Raw genomic sequence first — 22,759 nt, forward strand, 5'->3', positions numbered from 1 at the left:
GCGGTCCGGCCGGGTGTGCGAACACCCGGGCGGATCGCGTAACATGAATACACATCCCTGCAGTGCGTCGGGCATCGAATGGTGCCCGGCGTCCCGCACAACGTCCTGAGGAGGACTCACAGTGGCAAAGGCCAAGTTCGAGCGGACCAAGCCGCACGTCAACATCGGTACGATCGGTCACGTCGACCACGGCAAGACCACGCTCACCGCGGCGATCTCGAAGGTCCTGGCGGACAAGTTCCCGTCCGCGACCAACGTGCAGCGCGACTTCGCGTCGATCGACTCCGCGCCGGAAGAGCGTCAGCGTGGTATCACGATCAACATCTCGCACGTCGAGTACGAGACCCCGAAGCGCCACTACGCGCACGTCGACGCCCCCGGTCACGCTGACTACATCAAGAACATGATCACCGGTGCTGCGCAGATGGACGGCGCGATCCTGGTCGTCGCCGCCACTGACGGCCCGATGGCTCAGACGCGTGAGCACGTGCTGCTCGCCAAGCAGGTCGGCGTCCCCTACCTGCTCGTCGCGCTGAACAAGTCCGACATGGTCGACGACGAGGAGATCCTGGAGCTCGTCGAGCTCGAGGTCTCCGAGCTGCTCGCCTCGCAGGGCTTCGCTGAGGACGCACCGGTCGTCCGCGTCTCGGGCCTCAAGGCGCTCGAGGGCGACGAGAAGTGGGTGCAGAGCATCCTCGACCTCATGGACGCCGTGGACGCCAACGTCCCCGACCCCGTGCGCGACAAGGACAAGCCCTTCCTCATGCCGATCGAGGACGTCTTCACGATCACCGGTCGTGGAACCGTCGTCACGGGCCGCGCCGAGCGTGGCACGCTCGCGATCAACTCCGAGGTCGAGATCGTCGGCATCCGCCCGACGCAGAAGACGATCGTCACGGGTATCGAGATGTTCCACAAGCAGCTCGACGAGGCATGGGCCGGCGAGAACTGTGGTCTCCTGCTCCGTGGCACGAAGCGTGAAGACGTCGAGCGCGGCCAGGTCGTCGTGAAGCCGGGTTCGGTCACGCCGCACACGAACTTCGAGGGCACCGCGTACATCCTGTCCAAGGATGAGGGTGGGCGTCACAACCCGTTCTACGCGAACTACCGTCCGCAGTTCTACTTCCGCACCACCGACGTCACCGGCGTCATCACGCTGCCCGAGGGCACCGAGATGGTCATGCCCGGCGACACCACCGACATGACCGTTGAGCTGATCCAGCCCATCGCCATGGAGGTCGGCCTCGGCTACGCCATCCGTGAGGGTGGCCGCACCGTCGGCGCCGGCACCGTCACCAAGGTGCTCGCGTAAGCATCCGCTGACGCGAACCCCTGATCGACCGCAGGGTCGACACGGTTCCACACGAAGGGCCCGGAGCATTTCGCTCCGGGCCCTTCGTCGTGCGTGCCGTCGGACGGTCGGGACTCCGGTACCTCATATGTAAGATATCAGGCGACCCATTCTGCATCGAGCCGCCGAGGTGACCGTGTCCCGTTCGTCCATCCGTCCGCGTCGCCTGTCGCGCCCACGTGTCCTGATCCCGAGCATCGTCGCCCTGTCCGTTCTGCTCGGCATCGCTGGAGCCACCGTGTCGGCGGCGGTGGAGGCCATGTCCGTCCGGGAGGAGCTCACGTCGGTCCTGCCTGAGCTCGAGGCGATCCGTGCGGGCGTCGTCGGTGACGGCGCCGACGCGATCGATCCTGCCGTCGTGCAGCGCGCCGGCGACGCGGTCGAGCGGGCCCTGACGTCGACTCGGCGGCCTGACTGGTGGCTCGCCGAACGCGTGCCCGTCTCCGGGGTGAACTTCGTCGCGGTGCGCACGGCCGTCGAGGCGGCCCACGTGGTCGTCGACGAGGTCGTCGAGCCGGTCCTCGACCTGTCCGTCGACGGACTCGCGGTCGACGGGCGACTGGACACGGAGCGGGTGGGGCGGTTGGCGCGCACCTCGGCGCGCGCGCTCGAGCGACTCGAGGAGCAGGTCGCGCGCCTCGACCGCCTCGACCGGTCGGTGCTCCTGCCTCAGGTGGCGTCGGCGTTGGGCGGACTCGACGGACCGCTGCGTGAGGCCGCATCGCTCGCCGAGCGGCTCGCGCCGGTGCTTCGCGCGCTGCCCGGGTTCCTGGGGGAGGCGGGGCCGCGAGACGTGGTCGTCCTGTTCCAGAACTCCGCGGAGAGCCGAGCCCTCGGCGGCATCGCGGGAGCTTCGGTGCTCGTGCACGTCGAGGAGGGCGTGCTCAGTGTGACCAGGACCCTCGGCGGCGCTGACTTCGTATCGCACGCTGATCCGGTGGTGCCCCTTCCGGCCGATGCAGACGCGCTCTACCGGACCGAGGGCTACGCTGCAGCAGGCACCTCGATCCATGAGGTGACGGCGCGGCCGGACTTCCCGTACGGTGCGCAGGTGGCATCGCGGTTGTGGCAGGAGAGCCAGGGTGTCACGCCTGACCTGGTGCTGGCCGTGGATCCGGTCGCGTTGTCCCACCTGCTGCGAGCGACCGGACCCGTGGTGCTGGCCGACGGTACGGAGGTGTCGAGCGACACGGTCGTCGACGAGCTCCTGAACGGCGTGTACCGAGACCACCCCGGTCTCAGCGACGAGGCGAACCGGGCGCAGGACGCGACCTTCACCGCCGTCGTGCAGGCGCTCACCTCGCAGCTGCAGGCGGGTTCCCTGGTGGTGCCCCGGGCGATCGGCGGCTGGGTCCAGGCGGTCGACGAGCGGCGTCTGCTCGCCTGGAGTCCCGACCGCGTCGAGGAGCGGGCACTGGAGCTCGCCGGGGTCGGCGGCGCCCTGCCCGAGCGTTCGTCTCGTTCGGTGCCCTTCGGGCTGTACCTCGCGGACGCGGTCGGGTCCAAGCTCGAGTACTACCTCCGACAGCAGGTGCGCGTCCGTGCGGGATCGTGCGACGTCGACGGAACGCGCACGGTGACGGTCGCGTCGGAGCTGTCCAACACGATCGACACGGAGCCGGAGCTCGACTCGGAGGCGTTCGACTACATCGCCGGGTTCCACGAGCGCGAGGGGCTCCCACGCGGTTGGATGCGTTTACGGGTCATGGCCTACGCGCCCGACGGTGCCGACATCCGCTCGGTCCGTGTCGACGGCGCCGAAGTCCCGTACACGGCAGGGTCGGACGACGGGCGCCCGGTGGCCTACCTGGTGGTGACCATCGCGCCGGGCGCGACGGTGACGCTCGACGTCGATGCGGACGTGTCCGGTTCGGCGGTCGACGCGGTGCGGTTCGCGGGCACCCCGGGGGTGCGTCCGGTCGAGGTCGACAACGTCGTGGAGCCCTGCTGAGCGGCGGCGCAGCGGTGCTCGCGACGCCCGAGACTGGGCGGATCCTGACCATCCGCCGACCGCGACACGCCCGGGTTGCACGCATGGTCGATCCGTGGCAAACTAGTCCAGTTCAGTATTTCGGACGAGCGTGCTTGCGCGCGCTCCGGCGGATCACTGCCAGGTAGTGCATAGGAGCTCCCAGACGCGGCAACGCGACAGGGATCGAGCCTAGGCCGCGGGTAGCAGAACACCAATCACTTCATCGCAATCCAGGTCGTAGCAGCGCTACGCCCAGCGCCGACCACGAGTCGGGGTGGAAGCCGGTGGATGACCACGAGGGTCGCAAGACACGAGTGGTCGTTGACAGCAGAACAGTGGTGCGACACCAGTAGTGCCAATGGCGCGGAGCAACCGAACGTTGCAAAGCGCACGATATGCGTCCAATACGGAGCGATCCGCACGACGCGAGACAGAGAGTGAGTCACACATGGCGGGACAGAAGATCCGCATCCGACTGAAGTCGTATGACCACGAGGTCATCGATACTTCGGCGCGCAAGATCGTCGACACGGTCACCCGTGCAGGCGCAACCGTCGTCGGCCCCGTGCCGCTTCCGACGGAGAAGAACGTGGTCTGCGTGATCCGTTCGCCGCACAAGTACAAGGACAGCCGGGAGCACTTCGAAATGCGCACCCACAAGCGTCTGATCGACATCATCGACCCGACCCCGAAGGCCGTCGACTCGCTCATGCGTCTCGACCTGCCGGCGGACGTCAACATCGAGATCAAGCTCTGAGCTCGGTAGAGACGGAAGGAAGACATGTCTAACACGAAGACCAGCAAGGGTCTGCTCGGCACCAAGCTCGGCATGACCCAGGTGTGGGACGAGAACAACAAGCTCGTTCCCGTCACCGTCATCGAGATCACGCCCAACGTGGTCACGCAGGTTCGCACCCCCGAGGTCGACGGCTACGACGCCGTGCAGATCGCGTACGGCCAGATCGATCCCCGCAAGGTCAGCAAGCCTGACGCGGGTCACTTCGACAAGGCCGGCGTGACGCCGCGTCGTCACCTCACCGAGGTCCGCACCGCCGACGCATCCGAGTACTCGCTCGGCCAGGAGCTCACCGTCGACGGTGTCTTCGAGGCCGGCCAGAAGGTCGACGTCGTCGGCACTTCGAAGGGTAAGGGTTTCGCCGGTGTCATGAAGCGTCACAACTTCAAGGGAACGGGCGCATCTCACGGTGCTCACCGCAACCACCGCAAGCCGGGCTCCATCGGCGCCTCCTCGACCCCGAGCCGTGTCTTCAAGGGCATGCGCATGGCCGGTCGTATGGGTGGCGAGCGCGTCACCGTGCTGAACCTCCGGGTTCACGCCATCGACGCCGAGAAGGGCCTGCTGCTCGTCAAGGGTGCCGTTCCCGGCGCTCGTGGCCGCATCGTATTCGTCCGCACCGCAGTGAAGGGAGCGTAGTTCCATGGCTATCGCTACTCTCGACGTGCTCGACACCAAGCTCAAGAAGGCCGGCACCGTCGACCTTCCTGCCGAGGTGTTCGACGTTCAGACCAACATCCCGCTCATCCACCAGGTGGTCGTCGCGCAGCTCGCTGCCGCCCGCCAGGGGACGCACAAGACCAAGCGCCGCGGCGAAGTGTCCGGTGCCGGCCGCAAGCCGTTCAAGCAGAAGGGTACGGGTAACGCTCGTCAGGGCTCCATCCGTGCACCTCAGATGACCGGCGGTGGCATCGTCCACGGTCCAGTGCCCCGCAACTACGCACAGCGCACCCCCAAGAAGATGATCGCCGCGGCTCTCCTCGGCGCCATCTCCGACCGCGCACGCGGCAGCCGCCTGCACGTCGTCGACTCCCTCTCGATCGGTGAGAAGCCGTCGACGAAGGCCGTGTCCGAGTACCTGACGAACGTCGCTTCCTCGAAGCACGTCCTGATCGTCCTCCAGCGCGACGACGAGGTCAGCCTCCGCAGCGTCCGCAACCTGCAGAACGTGCACGTGCTGTCGTACGACCAGCTGAACGCATACGACGTGCTCGTCTCCGACGACATCGTCTTCACCAAGGCCGCCTTCGAGGCATTCGTCGCCAGCAAGACCGGCAACACGGCCGCAACCGAGGAGGTCTCGGCATGACCGCGATCAACAAGGACCCCCGCGACGTCATCTTCGCGCCGGTCGTCTCCGAGAAGAGCTACAGCCTGATCGACGAGGGCAAGTACACCTTCCTCGTCGACCCGCGCTCGAACAAGACCGAGATCAAGCTCGCCATCGAGAAGATCTTCGGTGTCGAGGTCGCTTCGATCAACACCCTCACCCGTCAGGGCAAGACCCGTCGCACCAAGTTCGGCACCGGCAAGCGCAAGGACACCAAGCGCGCCATCGTGTCGCTCAAGTCGGGTTCCATCGACATCTTCACGGCTGTTGGCTAAGACGGCCGGGAACGAAGAGGAATAAGAAATGGCTATTCGTAAGTACAAGCCCACGACTCCTGGTCGTCGCGGTTCGTCTGTCGCGGACTTCGCGGAGATCACCCGCACCACGCCGGAGAAGTCGCTGCTTCGTCCGTTGTCGAAGACCGGTGGTCGCAACAACCAGGGCCGCATCACGACGCGTCACATCGGTGGTGGCCACAAGCGCCAGTACCGTCTGATCGACTTCCGTCGCAACGACAAGGACGGCGTCAACGCCAAGGTCGCTCACATCGAGTACGACCCCAACCGCACCGCGCGTATCGCGCTGCTCCACTTCGTGGACGGCACCAAGCGGTACATCCTGGCTCCGAACAAGCTCAGCCAGGGCGACGTGGTCGAGTCGGGTGCAGGCGCGGACATCAAGCCCGGTAACAACCTGCCGCTGAAGAACATCCCCACCGGTACGGTCATCCACGCGATCGAGCTCCGTCCCGGCGGCGGCGCGAAGATGGCCCGCTCCGCGGGTGCATCGGTGCGTCTCGTCGCGAAGGACGGTCCGTACGCGCAGCTCCGTCTGCCGTCCGGTGAGATCCGTAACGTCGACCTGCGCTGCCGCGCCACCATCGGTGAGGTCGGCAACGCCGAGCAGTCGAACATCAACTGGGGTAAGGCCGGCCGGAAGCGCTGGCTGGGCGTCCGCCCGACCGTCCGTGGTGTCGCGATGAACCCGATCGACCACCCGCACGGTGGTGGTGAGGGCAAGACCTCCGGTGGACGTCACCCGGTCAGCCCGTGGGGCCAGAAGGAAGGCCGCACGCGCCACCCCAACAAGGAAAGCGACAAGCTCATCGTTCGTCGTCGTACCGCCGGCAAGAAGCGTAAGTAGGAGTAAGAGAAGATGCCACGCAGTCTCAAGAAGGGCCCCTTCGTCGACGACCACCTGCTCCGCAAGGTCGTCACGGCGAACGAGGCCAACAACAAGAACGTGATCAAGACCTGGTCGCGTCGATCGATGATCATCCCGGCGATGCTGGGTCACACCATCGCCGTCCACGACGGTCGCAAGCACATCCCGGTGTTCGTCACCGAGACGATGGTCGGGCACAAGCTCGGCGAGTTCGCGCCCACCCGCACCTTCCGTGGACACGTGAAGGACGACAAGAAGGGCCGTCGCCGCTAACGCGGTGACGTGAAGGAGGAAGAGAAATGGTGGAGTCGATCGCCCGCGTGCGACACATCCGCGTCACCCCCCAGAAGGCCCGTCGTGTCGTCGCGCTCATCCGTGGCAAGCAGGCTCAGGAGGCCTTGGCCATCCTGAAGTTCGCACCACAGAGCGCCAGCGAGCCCATCTACAAGCTCGTTGCCTCGGCCATCGCGAACGCTCGCGTCACGGCCGACAAGGACAACGTGTTCCTTGACGAGCAGGACCTGTACATCGCGAAGGCGTACGTCGATGAGGGTGCAACCCTCAAGCGTTTCCGTCCCCGCGCACAGGGCCGCGCGTTCCGCATCCTCAAGCGCACCAGCCACATCACCGTCGAGCTCTCGACGCCTGATGAGACTGCCGGCGCTGCCAAGGCCAAGAAGGTGAGCAAGTAATGGGTCAGAAAGTCAATCCATACGGCTTCCGTCTGGGAATCACGACCGACCACGTGTCGCGTTGGTTCTCCGACAGCACGAAGAAGGGTCAGCGTTACAGCGACTTCGTCGCGGAAGACGTCAAGATCCGCCGTCTGCTGGCGACCTCGCTCGACCGCGCTGGTGTCAGCCGCATCGAGATCGAGCGCACCCGTGACCGCGTCCGCGTCGACATCCACACCGCCCGTCCGGGCATCGTGATCGGTCGCCGTGGCGCCGAGGCCGAGCGCATCCGCGCCGACCTCGAGAAGCTCACGAAGAAGCAGATCCAGCTGAACATCCTCGAGGTCAAGAACCCCGAGGCCGACGCTCAGCTCGTCGCGCAGGGCATCGCCGAGCAGCTCTCCGCACGTGTGGCCTTCCGCCGCGCGATGCGTAAGGGCCTGCAGGGCGCTCAGCGCACGTCCACCGTCAAGGGTGTCCGCATCCAGGTGTCCGGCCGCCTCGGCGGCGCCGAGATGAGCCGTTCCGAGTTCTACCGCGAAGGCCGTGTGCCGCTGCACACGCTCCGCGCGAACATCGACTACGGCTTCTACGAGGCGAAGACCACGTTCGGCCGCATCGGCGTGAAGGTCTGGATCTACAAGGGCGACATCACCAACAAGGAGCTTGCTCGCGAGCAGGCCAACCAGAAGTCGACGCGTCCGGAACGTCGCGACGGTGGCGACCGCCCCCGTCGGAACGCCGGTCCGAGCAGCGCCCCCAAGGCAGCTGCTGAGGCGCCCGCCGCCGCAGGAGTTGAGGCATAACCATGTTGATCCCACGCAAAGTCAAGCACCGGAAGCAGCACCACCCCGGCCGTTCCGGCCAGGCGACCGGTGGCACCAAGGTGTCGTTCGGTGAGTACGGTATCCAGGCCCTGACGCCCGCTTACGTGACCAACCGTCAGATCGAGTCCGCTCGTATCGCCATGACGCGTCACATCAAGCGTGGCGGAAAGGTGTGGATCAACATCTACCCCGACCGTCCGCTGACCAAGAAGCCCGCCGAGACCCGCATGGGTTCCGGTAAGGGTTCGCCCGAGTGGTGGGTCGCGAACGTCAAGCCGGGTCGTGTGCTGTTCGAGGTCGCCGGAGTCGATGAGACCCTGGCCCGCGAGGCGCTGACCCGTGCAATCCACAAGCTGCCCCTCAAGGCACGCATCATCAAGCGCGAGGAGGGCGACGCATAATGGCGATCGGATCCAAGGAGCTCACCCCCGTCGAGCTCGACACCTTTGAAGACCAGCGCCTCCTCGAGGAGCTCCGCAAGGCCAAGGAGGAGCTGTTCAACCTGCGCTTCCAGTCGGCCACGGGGCAGCTCGAGAACCACGGCCGCCTGCGCGCCGTGAAGCGCGACATCGCTCGCATCTACACGGTCATCCGTGAGCGCGAGCTCGGCATCCGTGCCACGCCGACCGTCGAGGTCGTCGAGGCCAAGGCCGAGAAGAAGACCAAGAAGGCCAAGGCCGCACCGAAGTCCGAGGACACCGCTGCAGCCGACGCCGAGACCACGAAGGAGGCCTAGACATGGCTACCGCTACTGACAAGGCCCCCGAGGGTCACGAGTCGGCCGAGCACGACGTCAAGGACGCCGCTGCTCGTGGCTACCGCAAGACCCGCCGTGGTCTGGTGACCAGCGACAAGATGGAGAAGACCATCGTCGTCGAGGTCGAGGACCGCGTGAAGCACCCGCTCTACGGCAAGGTCATCCGCCGCACCTCCAAGGTCAAGGCTCACGACGAGGCGAACTCCGCCGGCATCGGCGACCTCGTCCTGATCAGCGAGACCCGCCCCACCAGCGCAACCAAGCGCTGGCGTCTGGTCGAGATTCTCGAGAAGGCCAAGTAGGCCTCGCGGCTTACTGAGAGGAAAGCGAACAATGCTTCAGCAAGAATCACGAGTCAAGGTCGCCGACAACACCGGCGCCAAGGAGCTCCTGACCATTCGCGTGCTCGGTGGCTCCGGCCGCCGCTACGCGGGCCTCGGTGACACCATCGTCGCGACCGTCAAGGACGCGATCCCCGGTGGCAACGTCAAGAAGGGCGACGTCGTCAAGGCGGTCATCGTCCGCACCCGCAAGCAGACCCGTCGTTCCGACGGTTCGTACATCAAGTTCGACGAGAACGCCGCTGTCATCCTGAAGGCTGACGGGGACCCCCGTGGTACCCGCATCTTCGGACCGGTCGGTCGCGAGCTTCGTGACAAGAAGTTCATGAAGATCGTCTCGTTGGCGCCGGAGGTTATCTAAGTCATGGCAAAGATCAAGAAGGGCGACCTGGTTCAGGTCGTCTCCGGCCCGAAGCAGGACCGCGGTGGTTACCGCGGCAAGCAGGGTCGCGTCATCGAGGTCCTGGCGGACAAGAACCGGGTGATCGTGGAGGGCGTCAACTACGTCACGAAGCACTCCCGTGTCGGCCAGACCCAGCGTGGAACGAAGACCGGCGGCATCGAGACCGTCGAGGCTTCGATCCACATCTCCAACGTCGCGCTCGTCGACCCGGAGACCAAGGGCCCGACCAAGGTCGGCCACCGCAACGAGGAAGTCACGAAGGACGGCGTCACCAAGACGGTCCGCGTTCGTTACGCCAAGAAGTCAGGTAAGGACCTGTAATGACCGACACAGAAGTGGCGACTGGCAAAATCCAGCCCCGTCTCAAGCAGAAGTACCGCGCTGAGATCCTTCCGCAGCTGCAGAAGGACTTCGGCTTCACGAACGTGCACCAGGTGCCCGGACTCGTGAAGGTCGTCGTCAACACCGGTGTGGGCGAGGCCGCTCGCGACAGCAAGGTCATCGACGGCGCTGTTTCGGACCTCACCAAGATCACCGGCCAGAAGCCGCAGGTCACCAAGGCACGCAAGTCCATCGCGCAGTTCAAGCTGCGCGAGGGTCAGCCCATCGGCGCCCACGTCACGCTTCGTGGCGACCGCGCTTGGGAGTTCCTCGACCGCCTGCTGAGCCTCGCTCTTCCGCGTATCCGCGACTTCCGCGGTCTCTCGGACAAGCAGTTCGACGGCAACGGCAACTACACCTTCGGTCTCCAGGAGCAGTCCATGTTCCACGAGATCGACCAGGACAAGATCGATCGCGTCCGCGGCTTCGACATCACTGTCGTGACCACGGCCAAGAACGACGACGAGGGTCGCGCGCTGCTCAAGGCGCTCGGCTTCCCGTTCAAGGCGGCTGAGTCCAAGTAGGCTGAGCTTCTGCCCGGTCCTCGGTGTATGTCGAGGACCGGGCTTCCGCCCGTTCGGGGCACTCCTGCCCAGAACGGTTCAACCACCACAGGTCGGCACCCTTGCACAGGATGTCGAAACCTGGTGAACAAAGGAAACACTCGATATGACCATGACAGATCCGGTCGCAGACATGCTGACCAGACTGCGCAATGCGAACTCGGCGCACCACGACACCGTGTCGATGCCGCACTCCAAGCTCAAGGTGAACATCGCCGAGATCCTCAAGTCCGAGGGCTACATCTCCGGCTGGGAGGTCGCTGACGCGGCCGTCGGACAGACGCTCTCGCTGAGCCTCAAGTTCGGCCCGAACCGCGAGCGCTCCATCGCCGGCATCAAGCGCGTCTCGAAGCCCGGCCTCCGCGTCTACGCGAAGTCGAACGAGATCCCCAAGGTCCTCGGCGGCCTCGGCGTCGTCATCCTGTCCACCTCCAGCGGCCTCCTCACGGACCGCCAGGCCGAGAAGAAGGGCGTGGGTGGGGAAGTCCTCGCCTACGTGTGGTAGCCAGTCATGTCTCGTATTGGAAGACTCCCCATCGACATCCCGGCAGGCGTCACCATCGACGTCGCCGGTCAGAACGTCACCGTCAAGGGCCCGAAGGGTGAGCTCCAGCTCACCGTCGCGAGCCCCATCGAGGTCAAGCTCGAAGACGCACAGCTGCTGGTCACGCGTCCCGACGACGAGCGCAACTCGCGCTCGCTCCACGGCCTGACCCGCACGCTCATCGCGAACCAGATCATCGGCGTCACCCAGGGTTACACCAAGGGCCTCGAGGTCGTCGGTACCGGTTACCGCGTCGCTCAGAAGGGCAGCGCCGTCGAGTTCGCGCTCGGCTTCTCGCACCCCGTCACCGTCGAGCCGCCGGTCGGCATCACGCTGACCGTCGAGGGCAACAACAAGCTCACGGTCGCCGGTATCGACAAGCAGGCCGTCGGCGAGGTCGCCGCCAACATCCGTAAGATCCGCAAGCCCGAGCCGTACAAGGGCAAGGGCGTGCGCTACGCCGGCGAGATCGTGCGTCGCAAGGCCGGAAAGGCTGGTAAGTAACCATGGCTCGTCCAACGAAGACTGCCGCACGTGGCCGTCGCCACACGCGTCTGCGCAAGAAGGTCGAGGGCACCGCGGTCCGTCCGCGCCTCGTCGTCAACCGTTCAGCCCGTCACGTGTTCGTGCAGGTTGTCGATGACACGAAGGGTCACACCCTCGTCTCCGCCTCGACCATGGAGGACACCCTCCGGACGTTCGACGGCGACAAGACCGCCAAGTCGCGCAAGGTCGGCGAACTCATCGCCGAGCGTGCCAAGGCAGCCGGCATCGACGATGTCGTATTTGACCGTGGAGGCAACCGCTACGCAGGTCGCGTGGCAGCAATTGCCGATGGTGCTCGAGAGGGCGGATTGAACCTGTGAGCGAAGACAACAAGCAGCAGCAAGAGCCTGTGGCGACCGTGGCCGAGGCCCCGGTCGAGACCGCGGCATCGACGGCGCCCACCGGCGACCGCGAGCCGCGCGAGGCGCGCCGCGGAGGCCGCGAGCGCAACCCCAACCGCGACCGCGGTAGCCGCGACAGCGACAAGAGCCAGTTCCTGGAGCGTGTCGTGACAATCAACCGTGTCTCGAAGGTCGTGAAGGGTGGTCGTCGCTTCAGCTTCACCGCCCTCGTGGTCGTCGGTGACGGCAACGGCATGGTCGGCGTCGGCTACGGCAAGGCTCGCGAAGTCCCGCTCGCGATCGCGAAGGGCGTCGAAGAGGCGAAGAAGAACTTCTTCCGCGTCCCGCGCGTCGGCTCGACCATCCCCCACCCCACCCAGGGTGAGGCAGCAGCCGGTGTGGTGCTCCTGCGTCCCGCCGCCGCTGGTACCGGTGTCATCGCCGGCGGTCCCGTCCGCGCCGTCCTCGAGTGCGCCGGCATCCACGACGTGCTGAGCAAGTCGCTCGGTTCGTCCAACACGATCAACATCGTCCACGCGACCGTCACGGCGCTGAAGCAGCTCGAGGAACCTCGTGCCGTCGCAGCCCGTCGTGGTCTCGAGTTCGACCAGGTCGCTCCGGCCCGCCTGCTCCGTGCAGAGGCAGAGGCCGTTCAGGCGGCCGCTGCTGCGAAGGTAGGTGCCTGATGGCCCAGCTGAGGATCACCCAGATCAAGGGCAGAATTAGTGAGAAGCAGAACCAGCGCGACACGCTTCGCAGCCTGGGTCTCCGTCGCATCGGTGCTGTCGTCGTCCGCCCGGACAACGCGCAGAACCGCGGCTACGTGAACACTGTTGCTCACCTCGTACAGGTTGAGGAGATCGACTAATGGCTGAGAAGAACGAAACCACTGAGGAGAAGGCCCCCAAGGCCGCTGCGAAGGCAGCTCCGAAGACGGCTGCCGCGAAGGCCGAGCCCAAGGCGAAGGCAGCCCCCAAGGCTGCTGCCGCCAAGAAGCCCGCGAAGGACGAGCCCGCCGAGAAGCGCGAGCAGGTCCTGAAGGTGCACCACCTGCGTCCGGCAGCCGGGGCCAAGAAGTCCCGGATGCGTGTCGGCCGTGGTGAGGCGTCCAAGGGTAAGACCGCCGGTCGCGGTACCAAGGGTACGAAGGCGCGTTACAACGTCAAGGTCGGCTTCGAGGGTGGGCAGATGCCGCTGCACATGCGCACCCCGAAGCTCCGTGGCTTCAAGAACCCCTTCCGCGTCGAGTACCAGGTCGTGAACCTGGAGAAGCTCGCCGAGCTGTACCCGAAGGGTGGCGACGTCACCACGGTGGACCTCGTCGCCAAGGGTGCCGTCCGGAAGAACGAGAAGGTCAAGGTTCTCGGAAACGGTGACATCTCGGTTAAGCTGAATGTCGCGGTTGACAAGGTCTCCGGCTCAGCTGAGCAGAAGATCGTGGCAGCCGGGGGCAGCGTCAAGTAGCCCTCGGCCGGCTCCGCACAGGAGCTCACTCGGGTGGCCGGCATCATGCCGGTCACCCGGGCCGACCCCGCAACATCTCACAGGAGGCCCCTTTTGTTCAGCGCCATCGGCCGGATCTTCCGGACCCCGGATCTTCGTCGCAAGATCGGGTTCACGCTCGGGATCATCGCCATCTACCGGCTGGGGTCCTTCATCCCCGCTCCGTTCGTGAACTTCCCGAACGTGCAGCAGTGCCTCGCGAACCAGCAGGCCGCCGGCGCATCAGGCCTCTACGAGCTCGTCAACCTCTTCAGTGGTGGCGCGCTCCTCCAACTCTCCATCTTCGCGCTGGGCATCATGCCCTACATCACCGCGTCGATCATCGTCCAGCTCCTCCGCGTGGTCATCCCGCACTTCGAGACCCTGCACAAGGAAGGCCAGTCCGGCCAGGGCAAGCTGACGCAGTACACGCGGTACCTCACGATCTTCCTCGGCATCCTCCAGTCGACGACACTCATCACCGTCGCCAAGAGCGGCGCACTGTTCGGCAACCAGGGCGGCGTCTGCGCCGACCTCATCACCGCCCAGGGCGGCACCTGGTACGGCATGCTCCTCATGGTCGTCACCATGACCGCGGGCACCGGCCTCGTCATGTGGATGGCCGAGCTCGTCACCGAGCGCGGCGTCGGCAACGGCATGTCGCTCCTCATCTTCACCTCGATCGCAGCCACCTTCCCGGGCTCGCTGGCCGCCATCTGGACCGCGAAGGGCCCCGAGGTCTTCCTCCTCGTGCTCGCCGTCGGCCTCGTGATCGTCGGACTCGTCGTCTTCGTCGAGCAGTCGCAACGTCGCATCCCCGTGCAGTACGCGAAGCGGATGGTCGGACGCCGGACGTACGGCGGCAACAACACCTACATCCCCATCAAGGTCAACATGGCCGGTGTGGTGCCCGTCATCTTCGCGTCGTCGATCCTGTACCTGCCGGCCCTCATCGCGCAGTTCAACCAGCCGACGACCGGCACCCCGGCGCCCTGGGTCCTGTGGATCCAGCAATACCTCACCAAGGGTGACCACCCGCTGTACATGCTCATGTACTTCCTGCTCATCGTCGGCTTCACCTACTTCTACGTCGCGATCACCTTCAACCCTGAAGAGGTCGCCGACAACATGAAGAAGTACGGCGGGTTCATCCCCGGCATCCGCGCCGGACGCCCGACGGCCGAGTACCTCGACTACGTCCTGACCCGCGTGACCCTGCCCGGATCGATCTACCTGGGGTTGATCGCCCTCCTGCCGCTCATCGCCCTGGCGCTGGTGGGTGCGAACGCCAACTTCCCGTTCGGCGGCGCATCGATCCTCATCATCGTGGGTGTCGGACTCGAGACGGTCAAGCAGATCGACTCGCAGCTCCAGCAGCGCCACTACGAAGGGCTCCTGCGTTGAGCGCGGCGGCCGGCAAGCCCCGTCTGCTCATCGTCGGCCCTCCGGGATCCGGCAAGGGCACGCAGGCGGCCTTCCTCGCGGATCGCTTCGACATCCCCGCGATCTCGACGGGCGACATCTTCCGCGCGAACATCAAGGAGGGCACGGCCCTCGGCAAGCAGGTCCAGGCGATCGTGAGCGAGGGCGGATACGTCCCCGACTCGCTGACCAACGAGATCGTCCGTGACCGGCTCCACCAGCCGGACGCGATCGAGGGGTTCCTGCTCGACGGGTACCCGCGGACCACCGACCAGGTGGTCGCGCTCGACGCCCTGCTGGCCGAGAGTGATGCAAGCCTCGACGCCGTCGTGCAACTGCAGGCCGACACCGAGGAGGTCGTCGCACGACTCCTCAAGCGTGCCGCCGAGCAGGGCCGCACCGACGACACGGAGGAGGTCATCCGTCACCGGCTCGACCTCTACGCGCACGAGACGGCTCCGCTGATCGAGGTCTTCACCGCCCGGGGGCTCGTCGTGGCCGTCGACGGTCTCGGTGAGGTCGACGAGGTCACCGCGCGGATCGACGCGGCCCTCGCCGCCCGCGGCATCATCGTCCCGGCCGTCTGACACACCGTCACGTCCACCACGGTGTTCCGGAAGTCGATCTACAAGACCCCTGACCAGATCCGCGCCATGATCGCGCCGGGGCTGGCCACAGCGGCATCGCTCGATGCGGTTCGCGCGCTCGTCGCCCCCGGGGTGACGACGCTGCAACTCGACGCGGCTGCCGAGGCGGCCATCGTCGCGGCCGGCGGGCACTCCAACTTCAAGCTCGTCCCCGGTTATCGCCACACGGTCTGCACCTCGGTCAACGAGGACGTGGTCCACGGCATCCCCGGGTCACGCGTGCTGCAGGCGGGCGACATCGTGTCCATCGACAGCGGCGCCGAGATCGACGGCTGGAACGGCGACTCCGCGATGACCATCGTGCTGCCCGATCCCACGCGCCCGGAGCTCGTCACCGAGCGCGAGCGGCTCTCGGCGGTGACGGAGGGTTCACTGTGGGCCGGGATCGCCGAGCTCGCGACCGCCCGACACCTCAACCAGGTCGGTGCCGCGATCGAGGAGTACGTCGAGGACCACTCACCCGAGGGGAAGCCCTACGGGATCCTCACCGACTACGTCGGGCACGGCATCGGACGCACGATGCACGAGGCGCCACCGGTGTTCAACTACCGTGTCCGCCAGCGTGGCCCCGAAGTGAAGCCCGGACTCGTGGTGGCCATCGAACCGATGGTGGTCGCCGGGAGCCCCGACACCCTCGTCCGCGACGACGAATGGACCGTCGCCACGCTCGACGGTGGTTCGGCTGCGCACTGGGAGCACAGCGTCGCCGTGCACCGCGACGGCATCTGGGTCCTGACCGCTCACGACGGCGGCGCCGAGGCTCTCTCCGCGTTCGGCGTCACCCCCGTCCGTCCCGCCTGACCGAGCGTCAGCCAGGTCGCCGTCCGGACCTCGTCCGTCCCGGTAGAGTTGCTCGGCATGAGCGTGCCGATCGTGTTCCTTCTCGACGTCCTCCCAGCGGACACCGTCATCGACGACGCCGACTTCGCGGCCACGATCACGCCTGCCGGCGACGGGTCCGGTGTGTTGAGCGTCTTCGATCTGGGCCCCTCGCGGGGGGACGGGATCTTCGAGACGATCGGTGTCGTCGGCCGGCACCCGCAGTCGGTCGAGGCGCACCTCGATCGACTGACCGAGTCGGCGGCGATCCTCGATCTGCCCGCGCCGAACCACGCACAGTGGCGGTTCGCCATCGCGCGCGCGATCGCGGAGCTCCCCGACGTCGATCAGAGCGCCGTCAGACTCGTCGTGACGCGGGGGAGTGGCGGACGCCCGACCGCGTGGATCTCGGCGACGCCGGCTGACGGGTTCCCCGAGCGTGAGAACGGCATCGAGGTCGTCCTGCTCGACCGAGGCCTCCCGAGCGACGTGCAGGAGCGTTCGCCGTGGCTGCTCGCCGGTGCCAAGACGCTGTCGTACGCGGTCAACATGGCCGCGCTCCGTGAGGCGCACCGACGTGGAGCGGACGACGTGCTCTTCCTCAGCAGCGACGGCTTCGTCCTCGAGGGCCCCACCTCCACCGTGGTCGTCCGGATCGGCGGAACGTTCGTGACACCGCCTCCGTCGAGTGGCATCCTGCCCGGGACCACGCAGCTCGCGCTCTGGGCCCATCTCGAGGAGCAGGGGCTCCCGCACGAGTACCGGATGCTGACACCGGAGGACGTGCACGGCGCGGAAGCGGCGTGGTTGCTCTCCAGCGTCCGACTGGCCGCGCCGGTGCGTGCCGTGGACGGACGTCCGCTGGCGATGGACGCCGGTCTCACGGCACAGATCAACGACGCGCTGCTCTCCCGCACCGACTGACGGGCCGTGGCCGACGTTGAGTTGGCGAAACCCGGAAACATAGCATAGAATCGATCTTTGGTGCTTTCTACATGCCTTCGGCGAGCCGACATCCGCACCGCAATCCATCCGCACGACCAGTGCGACTCAACCTGAGCGACAGTGAGGCTATGGCCAAAAAAGACGGCGTCATCGAGATCGAGGGCCAAGTGGTCGAGGCTCTGCCCAACGCGATGTTCCGCGTTGAGCTGACCAACGGACACAAGGTACTTGCCCACATTTCGGGCAAAATGCGTCAGCACTACATCCGCATCCTCCCAGAGGACCGCGTGATCGTGGAACTGACCCCCTACGACCTGACCCGTGGTCGGATCGTCTACCGCTACAAGTAGGTCGCGCTGTAAGTAACGGCCGGACGCGCCGCCACCATCCGGTGGTGGGCCCGGCACGATGACAGCGAAAAGAGAGAACTATGAAGGTCAAGCCCAGCGTCAAGAAGATCTGCGACAAGTGCAAGGTCATCCGTCGCAACGGCCGCGTCATGGTCATCTGCGAGAACCCGCGCCACAAGCAGCGCCAGGGTTGATCTCAGAGGATCTGCAGCACGCAGCCCTGAGCAACACAGCACCACCCCTCTAACGGCAGTTCCAGATCCCGCAGCACATCGTGCGCCGCGGGTGACACCTCGGGTCGGAGGCCCGAGCACCGGAACTGCTCCACACCTCCACAACTCCTAGGAGAAGCCACCATGGCACGTCTCGCCGGCGTAGACATCCCACGCGACAAGCGCGTGGAAGTTGCACTGACGTACATCTACGGTGTTGGCCGCACGCGGTCACTCAAGACCCTCGCCGACACCGGCATCAGCGGAGACATCCGCGTGAAGGATCTCACCGATGACCAGCTGATCGCCCTGCGCGATTACATCGAGGGCACCTTCAAGGTCGAGGGTGACCTCCGCCGTGAGGTCGCCGCCGACATCCGCCGCAAGGTGGAGATCGGGTCCTACCAGGGCATCCGTCACCGTCGTGGACTTCCGGTCCGCGGCCAGCGCACCAAGACCAACGCGCGCACCCGCAAGGGCCCGAAGCGCACCGTCGCCGGCAAGAAGAAGGCTCGCTAGGCCCCGCCTAGTCGCCTCGTCATAGGACTCAGGAGATATTCATGGCAGCACCAAAGTCGGCCGTTCGGAAGCCGCGTAAGAAGGAAAAGAAGAACATCGCCGTGGGCCAGGCCCACATCAAGTCGACGTTCAACAACACGATCGTCTCGATCACCGACCCCTCGGGCGCGGTCATCAGCTGGGCTTCGTCCGGTGGCGTCGGCTTCAAGGGTTCGCGTAAGTCGACCCCGTTCGCCGCACAGCTCGCCGCCGAGTCGGCTGCGCGTCAGGCGCAGGAGCACGGCATGAAGAAGGTCGACGTCTTCGTCAAGGGACCCGGCTCCGGCCGCGAGACCGCGATCCGCTCCCTCCAGGCCGCAGGCCTCGAGGTCGGTTCGATCAACGACGTCACGCCTCAGGCACACAACGGCTGCCGCCCCCCGAAGCGTCGCCGCGTCTAATTCCTTCGGTTCACCGGCCGTGATCCGTCCGTAGCGATCGTCTGATCGCCGCGGACGGATCACGGCATGGTCCTGGTGACCAGGGCCAGCGAACACCATTCACTACCTCGCCAACGCAAGTGTCATATAGCGGACACTTAGCCGAAAGGAATCCATAGTGCTCATCGCACAGCGCCCTACGCTCACCGAAGAATCCATCTCGGAGTTCCGCAGCCGGTTCATCATCGAGCCGCTCGAGCCAGGCTTCGGGTACACCCTCGGGAACTCGCTCCGTCGCACCCTGCTGTCGTCCATCCCCGGTGCAGCCGTCACCAGCATCCGCATCGACGGCGTGCTGCACGAGTTCAGCACGATCCCCGGTGTCAAGGAAGACGTCACCGAGATCATCCTGAACATCAAGGGCCTCGTCGTCTCCAGCGAGCACGACGAGCCGATCACGGCGTACCTCCGCAAGACCGGCGCAGGCCAGGTCACCGCAGCCGACATCTCGGCTCCGGCCGGGGTCGAGGTCCACAACCCGGACCTCGTCATCGCGACCCTCAACGACAAGGCGAAGTTCGAGCTCGAGCTCACGATCGAGCGTGGCCGCGGCTACGTGTCGGCCACGCAGAACCGCAACGAGTTCAGCGAAGCCGGTCAGATCCCCGTCGACTCGATCTACTCGCCCGTCCTCAAGGTGACCTACCGCGTCGAGGCGACTCGTGCCGGTGAGCGCACCGACTTCGACCGCCTGGTCGTCGACGTCGAGTCGAAGCCGGCCATCACGCCGCGCGACGCCATCGCGTCGGCCGGTCGCACGCTGACCGAGCTGTTCGGCCTGGCTCGCGAGCTCAACACCGCTGCAGAGGGCATCGAGATCGGCCCCGCGCCGGTCGACGCCGTGCTGCCGGGCGAGCTCTCGATCCCGATCGAGGACCTCGACCTCTCCGTGCGTTCGTACAACTGCCTCAAGCGCGAGGGCATCAACAACGTCAGCGAGCTCGTCGCGCTGTCGGAGACGCAGCTCATGAACATCCGCAACTTCGGACAGAAGTCGGTGGATGAAGTTCGCGACAAGCTCACCGAAATGGGCCTCTCCCTGAAGGACTCGGTTCCCGGGTTCGACGGCGCCCACTTCTACAGCGGCTACGACGACGAGACCGTCTCCTAGCACGCGATCCACCTGACGACTTTCCAACCTGAAGAGAGACAAGAATGCCTACTCCCACCAAGGGACCCCGCCTCGGAGGCGGACCTGCCCACGAGCGTCTCCTGCTCGCCAACCTCGCTGCTGCGCTGTTCACCCACAAGCGCATCCAGACCACCGAGACCAAGGCGAAGCGCCTGCGTCCGCTCGCTGAGCGCCTGATCACCTTCGCGAAGCGCGGCGACCTGCACGCCCGCCGTCGGGTGCTCGCGACCATCACCGACAAGAGCGTCGTGCACGAGCTCTTCACGGAGATCGCGCCCCTCGTCGCCGACCGTCAGGGTGGCTACACGCGCATCATCAAGACCGGTTACCGCAAGGGCGACAACGCTCCGATGGCCGTGATCGAGCTCGTCCTCGAGCCCGTCACGCCGAAGGCGAAGCCGGCCAAGCAGTCCGCGAAGCACGCCGCAGCTCCGGTCGACGAGGCTCCGGCGGAGGAGACCCCCGCCGAGACCGAGGCCGACGCCGAGGCGACGGAAGCCGTCGAGGCGACCGAGACCGACGGCGAGTCCGTCGACGCCGGCGAGACCACGGACGAGGCTCCCGCGAAGGACGCCAAGTAGGTTCAGCGACACACGAACGGAACCCCGCTCTCCACCTGGAGGGCGGGGTTCCGTCGTTCCTGGCGGCGCTGCGACGGTGTCCTAGGCTGGAGGCATGAGTACCACTCCCGCCGTTCCGGCCGGCCAGCCAGCCCTGCCACAGCACCCCGACGTCGACCAGTGGCGTCCGGCGGTCCGCGCGGACATCGACGACATCGTGGCGCTGTGCCGCGCCATGGATCCGTTCGACAACCCCCACCGGGTGACGAGCCGCGACGAGATCGCGGACCAGTTCGACCACGCGTGGATCGACATGGCTGCGGACAGCCTGCTCGCGATCGCGGCCGACGGCACGCTGGTCGCCTATGCGATGGTGATCCTGTCGCCCTCACGAGACGTGTCCGTGTATTCGTACGTCTTCGGCGGCGTGCATCCCGCATGGCGTGAGCGGGGGATCGGCCGAGCGCTGCTCGCGTGGTCGCTGGAACGGTCCGAGCAGCAGCTGGCCTCCGTCGAGACGGGTGCCCCGGCTTCCTCCCGTGCCTACGTCGACGAACGGAACCCGGGGGCGGCGCGCTTGTTGGAGCGGTTCGGCTTCGCCGTGGCGCGGTACTTCACCATCATGGAGCGCGATCTCTCCGCGCCCGTCGACGAGATCGACGTGCCCGACGGTGTCCGACTCGAGGCGTACCACCCGGACGTGGCCGAACGCACGAGGGAGGCCCGGAACGACTCGTTCCGGGACCACTGGGGCAGCCTCGAGACGGTCCCGGCGATGTGGGCGCAGTTCGTCGGCGGATCCCACTTCCGCGACGACCTCTCGGTGGTCGCGATCGACGACGACGGACGGGTCGTCGGCTTCACGCTGGCCGAGGTGGACGAGGACAGCTGGTCCGCGCAGGGGTTCACCAGCGCGTACATCGCCCTCGTCGGGACCGTCCGCGACTGGCGTGGCCGACGACTCGCACCGGCTCTGCTGGCCACCGCGCTTCGTCGGATCCAGGCAGCCGGCCTCGAGCGGGCGACCCTCGAGGTCGACACGGCCAGTCCAACGGGTGCACTCGGGCTGTACGAACGACAGGGCTTCGTCGCGACGACGCGTGATCTGGCGTACGTCCGTGATCGCTGAGCAGGTCGCGGCAGCGGACGTCCTCCCGACCCAGCGGTTCCGGCTCGCCATCGCGTACGACGGCACGGACTTCGCCGGATGGGCGAAGCAACCGGGGCTCCGCACGGTCGAGGGGGTCCTGGAGGAAGCGCTCTACCGCGTACTCGGGAAGACCGTCCCGCCCATGCCGCGGTTCGTGGTGGCCGGACGGACGGATGCCGGGGTGCACGCGGCCGGTCAGGTGGCCCACCTCGACCTCACCGAGCCGCAGCTCGCGAAGATCACGCGATTGCAGGGGCGCCACGCCGAGTTCCACGACGGGACGCCGCGGAACGAGACCGCGAGCTCCCTCCTGGTACGTCGACTGAACGGTGTGCTCGGGATGGACCGCGACGTCGTGATCCACACGGCGGAGCCGGCGCCAGAGGGCTTCGACGCGCGCTTCTCGGCGGTCTGGCGTCACTACCGCTACCGCCTCGCGGACGCCGACGTCCGCAAGGACCCGATCCTCCGGCGGACGACGAGCTGGACGACGACGTCGCTCGACGTCGAGCTGCTCCACCAGGCGGCCACCTCGCTCGTCGGGCTCCACGACTTCCAGGCGTACTGCAAACCGAGACCACGCGCGACGACCATCCGCACCCTGCAGTCCTTCAGCTGGGAGCGGGATGAAGCGGGCGTGCTCGTCGCGAGCCTCACGGCCGACGCGTTCTGCCACAGCATGGTGCGGGCGCTCGTCGGCGCCTGCGCCGCCGTGGGGGAGGGGCGCATGTCGCTCGAGGAGGTCGTCCGGCTCCGGGACGGTGGGCGGCGGGAGATCGACTTCCGGGTGATGCCGGCGCGCGGACTCACCCTCGTCGAGGTCGGTTACCCCGAGCCGGGGCTGCTGCATGCGCGGGCCGCCGAGACCCGTCAGCGGCGCAGCCATGAGCACGTGGAAGCGAGCGCCGAGTGAGGTTCCCGGTGGGAATTGACCGCCGGGGTGTCGTCGCGTAGACTCTCCCGTTGGTGCCTGCGCCTTCTGCGGCGCGGTACCCGAAGTTGAGCCCTCCACCTCGGGCGTTCCGTTCGGAACACCCAACAGGAGCGGGATT

Annotated in this window: 34 protein-coding genes; all 34 read left to right on the forward strand. The window is 66.5% G+C overall.

All coding sequences use genetic code 11. From position 1 onward, the window contains the following. The first annotated feature begins 121 nt into the window (after window positions 1–121). The 34 genes from tuf to truA all read left to right on the forward strand — a co-directional run bounded on the left by tuf (window position 122) and on the right by truA (window position 22,620). Window positions 122–1,312 carry an elongation factor Tu gene (gene tuf / locus IFR14_RS06565; RefSeq protein WP_064296705.1) on the forward strand — a complete coding sequence of 397 codons (1,191 nt, stop codon included), beginning with the start codon at window positions 122–124 and terminating at the stop codon, window positions 1,310–1,312. A 175-nt stretch (window positions 1,313–1,487) separates the two neighbouring features. Then, the gene (locus IFR14_RS06570; RefSeq protein WP_191940627.1) at window positions 1,488–3,302 is read left to right on the forward strand and encodes a DUF4012 domain-containing protein; all 1,815 of its coding nucleotides are present in this window, start codon (window positions 1,488–1,490) and stop codon (window positions 3,300–3,302) included. 469 nt (window positions 3,303–3,771) lie between these two features. Then, window positions 3,772–4,080, forward strand: a complete 309-nt coding sequence (gene rpsJ / locus IFR14_RS06575; RefSeq protein WP_005050520.1) for a 30S ribosomal protein S10 — start codon at window positions 3,772–3,774, stop codon at window positions 4,078–4,080. 24 nt (window positions 4,081–4,104) lie between these two features. Further along, window positions 4,105–4,758: a 50S ribosomal protein L3 gene (gene rplC / locus IFR14_RS06580; protein ID WP_056008154.1), complete on the forward strand. Its 654-nt coding sequence runs from the start codon at window positions 4,105–4,107 to the stop codon at window positions 4,756–4,758. A gap of 4 nt (window positions 4,759–4,762) precedes the next feature. Then, window positions 4,763–5,428, forward strand: coding sequence for a 50S ribosomal protein L4 (gene rplD, locus IFR14_RS06585; RefSeq protein WP_079705263.1), 666 nt, complete (start codon window positions 4,763–4,765; stop codon window positions 5,426–5,428). Then, the gene (gene rplW / locus IFR14_RS06590) at window positions 5,425–5,724 is read left to right on the forward strand and encodes a 50S ribosomal protein L23 (protein WP_056008147.1); all 300 of its coding nucleotides are present in this window, start codon (window positions 5,425–5,427) and stop codon (window positions 5,722–5,724) included. The genes rplD and rplW overlap by 4 nt, the downstream gene beginning before the upstream one ends. 28 nt (window positions 5,725–5,752) lie before the next feature. Further along, window positions 5,753–6,592, forward strand: a complete 840-nt coding sequence (rplB, locus tag IFR14_RS06595) for a 50S ribosomal protein L2 (RefSeq protein ID WP_064296701.1) — start codon at window positions 5,753–5,755, stop codon at window positions 6,590–6,592. A gap of 12 nt (window positions 6,593–6,604) precedes the next feature. Next, window positions 6,605–6,886 carry a 30S ribosomal protein S19 gene (rpsS, locus tag IFR14_RS06600; protein WP_064296700.1) on the forward strand — a complete coding sequence of 94 codons (282 nt, stop codon included), beginning with the start codon at window positions 6,605–6,607 and terminating at the stop codon, window positions 6,884–6,886. 26 nt (window positions 6,887–6,912) lie between these two features. Beyond that, window positions 6,913–7,305, forward strand: coding sequence for a 50S ribosomal protein L22 (rplV, locus tag IFR14_RS06605; RefSeq protein WP_056008137.1), 393 nt, complete (start codon window positions 6,913–6,915; stop codon window positions 7,303–7,305). After that, complete coding sequence (gene rpsC, locus IFR14_RS06610) at window positions 7,305–8,093, forward strand: 30S ribosomal protein S3 (protein WP_064296699.1); 789 nt, start codon at window positions 7,305–7,307, stop codon at window positions 8,091–8,093. Before rplV ends, rpsC begins: the two co-directional genes overlap by 1 nt. A gap of 2 nt (window positions 8,094–8,095) precedes the next feature. After that, on the forward strand, window positions 8,096–8,515 hold the full coding sequence (gene rplP / locus IFR14_RS06615; RefSeq protein ID WP_056008131.1) for a 50S ribosomal protein L16: 420 nt from the start codon (window positions 8,096–8,098) through the stop codon (window positions 8,513–8,515). Next, window positions 8,515–8,850, forward strand: coding sequence for a 50S ribosomal protein L29 (gene rpmC, locus IFR14_RS21160; RefSeq protein WP_079705264.1), 336 nt, complete (start codon window positions 8,515–8,517; stop codon window positions 8,848–8,850). The genes rplP and rpmC overlap by 1 nt, the downstream gene beginning before the upstream one ends. A gap of 2 nt (window positions 8,851–8,852) precedes the next feature. Continuing rightward, window positions 8,853–9,173: a 30S ribosomal protein S17 gene (gene rpsQ / locus IFR14_RS06625; RefSeq protein ID WP_056008125.1), complete on the forward strand. Its 321-nt coding sequence runs from the start codon at window positions 8,853–8,855 to the stop codon at window positions 9,171–9,173. A gap of 31 nt (window positions 9,174–9,204) precedes the next feature. Further along, window positions 9,205–9,573 carry a 50S ribosomal protein L14 gene (gene rplN, locus IFR14_RS06630; RefSeq protein ID WP_064296696.1) on the forward strand — a complete coding sequence of 123 codons (369 nt, stop codon included), beginning with the start codon at window positions 9,205–9,207 and terminating at the stop codon, window positions 9,571–9,573. 3 nt (window positions 9,574–9,576) lie between these two features. Further along, the gene (gene rplX / locus IFR14_RS06635) at window positions 9,577–9,936 is read left to right on the forward strand and encodes a 50S ribosomal protein L24 (RefSeq protein ID WP_056008121.1); all 360 of its coding nucleotides are present in this window, start codon (window positions 9,577–9,579) and stop codon (window positions 9,934–9,936) included. After that, window positions 9,936–10,520 carry a 50S ribosomal protein L5 gene (gene rplE, locus IFR14_RS06640; protein WP_056008119.1) on the forward strand — a complete coding sequence of 195 codons (585 nt, stop codon included), beginning with the start codon at window positions 9,936–9,938 and terminating at the stop codon, window positions 10,518–10,520. Before rplX ends, rplE begins: the two co-directional genes overlap by 1 nt. Window positions 10,521–10,665: 145 nt before the next feature. Then, a complete protein-coding gene (gene rpsH / locus IFR14_RS06645; RefSeq protein WP_064296695.1) occupies window positions 10,666–11,064 on the forward strand; it encodes a 30S ribosomal protein S8 in 399 nt (132 codons plus the stop codon). A gap of 6 nt (window positions 11,065–11,070) precedes the next feature. After that, window positions 11,071–11,607, forward strand: coding sequence for a 50S ribosomal protein L6 (rplF, locus tag IFR14_RS06650; RefSeq protein ID WP_064296694.1), 537 nt, complete (start codon window positions 11,071–11,073; stop codon window positions 11,605–11,607). A gap of 2 nt (window positions 11,608–11,609) precedes the next feature. Next, window positions 11,610–11,969 (forward strand): 50S ribosomal protein L18, encoded by a 360-nt coding sequence (gene rplR, locus IFR14_RS06655; RefSeq protein WP_064296693.1) that lies wholly within the window; start codon window positions 11,610–11,612, stop codon window positions 11,967–11,969. A gap of 38 nt (window positions 11,970–12,007) precedes the next feature. Beyond that, entirely contained in the window at window positions 12,008–12,676 is a 669-nt protein-coding gene (gene rpsE, locus IFR14_RS21165) for a 30S ribosomal protein S5 (protein ID WP_229939737.1), read from the forward strand. Further along, window positions 12,676–12,858, forward strand: a complete 183-nt coding sequence (rpmD, locus tag IFR14_RS06665) for a 50S ribosomal protein L30 (protein WP_079001710.1) — start codon at window positions 12,676–12,678, stop codon at window positions 12,856–12,858. Before rpsE ends, rpmD begins: the two co-directional genes overlap by 1 nt. Then, on the forward strand, window positions 12,858–13,454 hold the full coding sequence (rplO, locus tag IFR14_RS06670; RefSeq protein ID WP_079705265.1) for a 50S ribosomal protein L15: 597 nt from the start codon (window positions 12,858–12,860) through the stop codon (window positions 13,452–13,454). The genes rpmD and rplO overlap by 1 nt, the downstream gene beginning before the upstream one ends. 93 nt (window positions 13,455–13,547) lie before the next feature. Then, complete coding sequence (gene secY, locus IFR14_RS06675) at window positions 13,548–14,876, forward strand: preprotein translocase subunit SecY (protein WP_085510249.1); 1,329 nt, start codon at window positions 13,548–13,550, stop codon at window positions 14,874–14,876. Continuing rightward, window positions 14,873–15,481, forward strand: a complete 609-nt coding sequence (locus IFR14_RS06680) for an adenylate kinase (protein WP_086474464.1) — start codon at window positions 14,873–14,875, stop codon at window positions 15,479–15,481. Before secY ends, IFR14_RS06680 begins: the two co-directional genes overlap by 4 nt. A 21-nt stretch (window positions 15,482–15,502) precedes the next feature. Continuing rightward, window positions 15,503–16,342: a type I methionyl aminopeptidase gene (map, locus tag IFR14_RS06685; RefSeq protein ID WP_191940628.1), complete on the forward strand. Its 840-nt coding sequence runs from the start codon at window positions 15,503–15,505 to the stop codon at window positions 16,340–16,342. 57 nt (window positions 16,343–16,399) lie between these two features. Further along, window positions 16,400–17,284 carry an aminodeoxychorismate lyase gene (locus IFR14_RS06690; protein ID WP_194718750.1) on the forward strand — a complete coding sequence of 295 codons (885 nt, stop codon included), beginning with the start codon at window positions 16,400–16,402 and terminating at the stop codon, window positions 17,282–17,284. 149 nt (window positions 17,285–17,433) lie between these two features. Then, window positions 17,434–17,655: a translation initiation factor IF-1 gene (gene infA, locus IFR14_RS06695; RefSeq protein ID WP_017885304.1), complete on the forward strand. Its 222-nt coding sequence runs from the start codon at window positions 17,434–17,436 to the stop codon at window positions 17,653–17,655. A gap of 80 nt (window positions 17,656–17,735) precedes the next feature. Further along, a complete protein-coding gene (gene rpmJ / locus IFR14_RS06700; protein ID WP_021759549.1) occupies window positions 17,736–17,849 on the forward strand; it encodes a 50S ribosomal protein L36 in 114 nt (37 codons plus the stop codon). A gap of 162 nt (window positions 17,850–18,011) precedes the next feature. Next, window positions 18,012–18,386 (forward strand): 30S ribosomal protein S13, encoded by a 375-nt coding sequence (rpsM, locus tag IFR14_RS06705; RefSeq protein ID WP_064296688.1) that lies wholly within the window; start codon window positions 18,012–18,014, stop codon window positions 18,384–18,386. Window positions 18,387–18,427: 41 nt separating this feature from the next. After that, a complete protein-coding gene (rpsK, locus tag IFR14_RS06710; protein WP_056008094.1) occupies window positions 18,428–18,826 on the forward strand; it encodes a 30S ribosomal protein S11 in 399 nt (132 codons plus the stop codon). 157 nt (window positions 18,827–18,983) lie between these two features. Further along, window positions 18,984–19,976 carry a DNA-directed RNA polymerase subunit alpha gene (locus IFR14_RS06715; protein ID WP_056008091.1) on the forward strand — a complete coding sequence of 331 codons (993 nt, stop codon included), beginning with the start codon at window positions 18,984–18,986 and terminating at the stop codon, window positions 19,974–19,976. A gap of 44 nt (window positions 19,977–20,020) precedes the next feature. Beyond that, complete coding sequence (gene rplQ / locus IFR14_RS06720; protein ID WP_191940629.1) at window positions 20,021–20,578, forward strand: 50S ribosomal protein L17; 558 nt, start codon at window positions 20,021–20,023, stop codon at window positions 20,576–20,578. 94 nt (window positions 20,579–20,672) lie between these two features. Further along, window positions 20,673–21,686 (forward strand): GNAT family N-acetyltransferase, encoded by a 1,014-nt coding sequence (locus IFR14_RS06725; RefSeq protein ID WP_191940630.1) that lies wholly within the window; start codon window positions 20,673–20,675, stop codon window positions 21,684–21,686. Next, window positions 21,676–22,620, forward strand: a complete 945-nt coding sequence (truA, locus tag IFR14_RS06730; RefSeq protein WP_342365655.1) for a tRNA pseudouridine(38-40) synthase TruA — start codon at window positions 21,676–21,678, stop codon at window positions 22,618–22,620. Before IFR14_RS06725 ends, truA begins: the two co-directional genes overlap by 11 nt. Window positions 22,621–22,759 lie beyond the last annotated feature (139 nt).

The sequence above is a fragment of the Plantibacter sp. CFBP 8775 genome, from assembly GCF_014839505.1.
GTDB lineage: Bacteria > Actinomycetota > Actinomycetes > Actinomycetales > Microbacteriaceae > Plantibacter > Plantibacter auratus.

What these genes read in the sequence shown, in the direction of transcription:
- rpmC (WP_079705264.1), top strand. Translation starts at nt 8,515, where the DNA reads ATGGCGATCGGATCCAAGGAGCTCACCCCCGTCGAGCTCGACACCTTT.
- rpmD (WP_079001710.1), top strand. Translation starts at nt 12,676, where the DNA reads ATGGCCCAGCTGAGGATCACCCAGATCAAGGGCAGAATTAGTGAGAAG.
- rplX (WP_056008121.1), top strand. Translation starts at nt 9,577, where the DNA reads ATGGCAAAGATCAAGAAGGGCGACCTGGTTCAGGTCGTCTCCGGCCCG.
- rpmJ (WP_021759549.1), top strand. Translation starts at nt 17,736, where the DNA reads ATGAAGGTCAAGCCCAGCGTCAAGAAGATCTGCGACAAGTGCAAGGTC.
- rplD (WP_079705263.1), top strand. Translation starts at nt 4,763, where the DNA reads ATGGCTATCGCTACTCTCGACGTGCTCGACACCAAGCTCAAGAAGGCC.
- infA (WP_017885304.1), top strand. Translation starts at nt 17,434, where the DNA reads ATGGCCAAAAAAGACGGCGTCATCGAGATCGAGGGCCAAGTGGTCGAG.
- rpsC (WP_064296699.1), top strand. Translation starts at nt 7,305, where the DNA reads ATGGGTCAGAAAGTCAATCCATACGGCTTCCGTCTGGGAATCACGACC.
- IFR14_RS06690 (WP_194718750.1), top strand. Translation starts at nt 16,400, where the DNA reads ATGAGCGTGCCGATCGTGTTCCTTCTCGACGTCCTCCCAGCGGACACC.
- rpsQ (WP_056008125.1), top strand. Translation starts at nt 8,853, where the DNA reads ATGGCTACCGCTACTGACAAGGCCCCCGAGGGTCACGAGTCGGCCGAG.
- rpsS (WP_064296700.1), top strand. Translation starts at nt 6,605, where the DNA reads ATGCCACGCAGTCTCAAGAAGGGCCCCTTCGTCGACGACCACCTGCTC.
- rpsK (WP_056008094.1), top strand. Translation starts at nt 18,428, where the DNA reads ATGGCAGCACCAAAGTCGGCCGTTCGGAAGCCGCGTAAGAAGGAAAAG.
- rplN (WP_064296696.1), top strand. Translation starts at nt 9,205, where the DNA reads ATGCTTCAGCAAGAATCACGAGTCAAGGTCGCCGACAACACCGGCGCC.
- rplB (WP_064296701.1), top strand. Translation starts at nt 5,753, where the DNA reads ATGGCTATTCGTAAGTACAAGCCCACGACTCCTGGTCGTCGCGGTTCG.
- rplP (WP_056008131.1), top strand. Translation starts at nt 8,096, where the DNA reads ATGTTGATCCCACGCAAAGTCAAGCACCGGAAGCAGCACCACCCCGGC.
- rplQ (WP_191940629.1), top strand. Translation starts at nt 20,021, where the DNA reads ATGCCTACTCCCACCAAGGGACCCCGCCTCGGAGGCGGACCTGCCCAC.
- IFR14_RS06725 (WP_191940630.1), top strand. Translation starts at nt 20,673, where the DNA reads ATGAGTACCACTCCCGCCGTTCCGGCCGGCCAGCCAGCCCTGCCACAG.
- rpsH (WP_064296695.1), top strand. Translation starts at nt 10,666, where the DNA reads ATGACCATGACAGATCCGGTCGCAGACATGCTGACCAGACTGCGCAAT.
- rplF (WP_064296694.1), top strand. Translation starts at nt 11,071, where the DNA reads ATGTCTCGTATTGGAAGACTCCCCATCGACATCCCGGCAGGCGTCACC.
- rplW (WP_056008147.1), top strand. Translation starts at nt 5,425, where the DNA reads ATGACCGCGATCAACAAGGACCCCCGCGACGTCATCTTCGCGCCGGTC.
- rplC (WP_056008154.1), top strand. Translation starts at nt 4,105, where the DNA reads ATGTCTAACACGAAGACCAGCAAGGGTCTGCTCGGCACCAAGCTCGGC.
- rplR (WP_064296693.1), top strand. Translation starts at nt 11,610, where the DNA reads ATGGCTCGTCCAACGAAGACTGCCGCACGTGGCCGTCGCCACACGCGT.
- rpsJ (WP_005050520.1), top strand. Translation starts at nt 3,772, where the DNA reads ATGGCGGGACAGAAGATCCGCATCCGACTGAAGTCGTATGACCACGAG.
- rplV (WP_056008137.1), top strand. Translation starts at nt 6,913, where the DNA reads ATGGTGGAGTCGATCGCCCGCGTGCGACACATCCGCGTCACCCCCCAG.
- rplO (WP_079705265.1), top strand. Translation starts at nt 12,858, where the DNA reads ATGGCTGAGAAGAACGAAACCACTGAGGAGAAGGCCCCCAAGGCCGCT.
- rplE (WP_056008119.1), top strand. Translation starts at nt 9,936, where the DNA reads ATGACCGACACAGAAGTGGCGACTGGCAAAATCCAGCCCCGTCTCAAG.
- rpsM (WP_064296688.1), top strand. Translation starts at nt 18,012, where the DNA reads ATGGCACGTCTCGCCGGCGTAGACATCCCACGCGACAAGCGCGTGGAA.